This is a genomic window from Streptomyces calidiresistens (assembly GCF_014141525.1).
GTDB classification, from domain to species: Bacteria; Actinomycetota; Actinomycetes; order Streptomycetales; family Streptomycetaceae; genus Streptomyces; species Streptomyces calidiresistens.
Window position 1 is genome coordinate 1 of the sequence record NZ_VKHS01000835.1, and the last position, 2244, is coordinate 2244.

The 2244-nt window shown below is 76.7% G+C and carries 2 protein-coding genes; one reads left to right on the forward strand and one right to left on the reverse strand.

What is annotated here, in order from left to right; translation table 11 throughout:
* A partial coding sequence (locus tag FOE67_RS23260; RefSeq protein WP_182666802.1) for an amylo-alpha-1,6-glucosidase occupies positions 1–1950 on the reverse strand: 1950 nt, incomplete at its 3' end.
* 113 nt (positions 1951–2063) lie between these two features.
* Between FOE67_RS23260 and FOE67_RS29665 the strand changes: the two genes are divergently transcribed.
* Positions 2064–2244, forward strand: a 181-nt coding sequence (locus FOE67_RS29665) for a hypothetical protein (protein ID WP_228474200.1), incomplete at its 3' end; no start/stop codon positions are given.

Genomic DNA, 2244 nt, shown 5'->3' on the forward strand with positions numbered 1-2244 from the left:
CTGTGTATAAGAGACAGGTGTTCGCCCGGTGCCCTCCCCGTCGACCACCCGGTGGGCCGTCAGCAGTGCCAGGGGGGCCGCCGCGGCCCAGGCCCCGGGCGAACACGCGTCGGGGTACGGCACCGGCTCGGGATGCTCCCCGGGGCCGTACCCGGTCACCACCTCCGGCAGCCGGTGGTCGTGCCGCCCGGCCAGCGCCATCAGCCCCGAGGCGAGCCGGTCGAGTTCCTCGCGCAGTCCGTACCGGGCCAGCCCGAGCGCCAGCACCGCGTTGTCGTGCGGCCAGACCCCGCCCCGGTGGGGGGCGAGCGGGTGGTAGGCGTCCTGGCCGGCCGCCAGGGTGCGCACCCCCCAGCCGGAGAAGAAGTCCGGCTCCATCAGGCGTCGCCCCACCCGGACCGCGCGCTCCGCGTCGAACATCCCCGACCACAGCAGGTGACCGGCGTCCGAGGCGAGGGCGTCCACCCGCCGGCCCGCGCCGTCCAGGGCGAGGGCCGGGAAGTCGTGCTCCGGCATCCAGAAGTCCGCGAGGAAACGCTCGCGCAGTTCCCGCGCCGCCGACTCCAGCCGCTCCGCCCACGCCGGGTCGCCCCACACCCCGCGGGCCAGTCGGGCGGTGCGCAGCAGCGCGTCCAGGGCGTACCCCTGCGCGGAGGCGGCGGTGATCGGACCCTTCGCCGGGGTGCCGTCGGCGAAACAGATCGCGTCGGGGGAGTCCTTCCACGTCTGATCGGTCGGCCCGCCCCGGTCCGGGTGGGGAACCAGGTAGCCGTGCTCGTCGAGCCCGCCGTGGCGGAACATCCACTCCACCGCCGCGCGGGCGTTGCCCTCCAGGGCGCGGGCCGTCGTGGGATCCCCGGTGACCCGGGCGTGCTCGTCGAGCAGGACCAGGAACAGCGGGGTGCTGTCCACGGCGCCGTGGTAGCGCGCGTAGGGCACCTCCCCGAAGTGGGCCAGTTCGCCGTGGCGCACCTCGTGCACGATCTTCCCCGGTTGCGCGAGCCGCGCCGGGTCCTCCTCCGTCGCCTGGGTGCCGGCCAGGGCGGCCAGGGTCGCCGCCGCCGGCTGCGGGCGGTGGGGGAGCGCGAGGAGCGAGGCGAACAGGGCGTGCCGGCCCAGCAGGGTGAGGAACCACGGCACCCCTGCCGCCGGCACCCGGTGAACGGTGCCGTCGGGGCCCTCGGCGGGGATCCGCAGCGCGGCCAGGTCGGCGAGCCCCCGGGCGCAGGCACGGTCCAGGGTTTCCCGACCGGGGCCCGCGGAGGGCAGCGTCCCGGTGCCGGTGAGGTCGTCGGCACCCTCGGCCGGGCCGGGGGCGCCGTGCGGGTGGGCGGCCACCCGCAGGACCAGTTCCACCTCGCCGCGGGGCTCCAACTCCACCCGCCACACCAGTCGGCGGGCTCCGCTGCCGGTGTCCTCCACCGCGTCGGGGGCGGGCTCCGCGGAGACGACCGTGCGCGAGTGCCACTCGCGGCGCCGGTAGCCGAAGGCCACCCCGTCCGGCAGGGTCTCCCGGGTGCGCACGGCGTGCGGCTTCGCGTACCAGCGGTGGTCGGACCGCAGTTCGAACTGGTCGGCGAAGTCGGCGTCCACGGTGAGCGCGATCAGCATCCGGTCCCTCGTCGCCCGGTTGCCCACCACCCGGATCCGCTCCACCAGCGTCCCGGCGGTCACCGTCTGCTCGCGGAAGACGGTGTGCGCGGGCGGTTCCCCCCGACTGCCGGGCGGGGCGAGCACGCAGGAGGCGGTCCCGCCGGAGCCGTGGGTGGTCGGCACCAGGACGGTGGGGGTGGTGCCGTCCACGGTGAGCTGCCAGCGGCTGAGGTGCCGGGCGTCGCGGGTGAACAGGCCGTCCGGCAGCGGCCCGCGCGCGCCGGTGACATCCCCCGAGGGGCCCAGCAGGGCGAAGGTCCCGTTGTGGACGAGCAGACGGTGGTGCGTGACGGTCATCGGGGCGTCCCCTCCCTCTGTGCGGCCCGGGCCGCGACGGTCGTCCCCGGGGCGTCGCTCGGCGGCTCGGCGGCCGGCGCGTCCCGGTGTCCTCCCCGGGCCGGACGACGGCCGTGCGGCCCGTCGTCCCTCCCGGCGCTCTCGTGCCCCGGGTCCGCGCGATCGTCCCCGCGGCCCCGGGCGTCGGTGGCCTCCGGGGCGTCCGGATCATCCGGATCATCCGGATCATCGGGGTCGGCGGGGTGCTCCGGGGCTGTCACCGCTTCCGGCACCGCTTCGGGGCCTGTCTCTTAT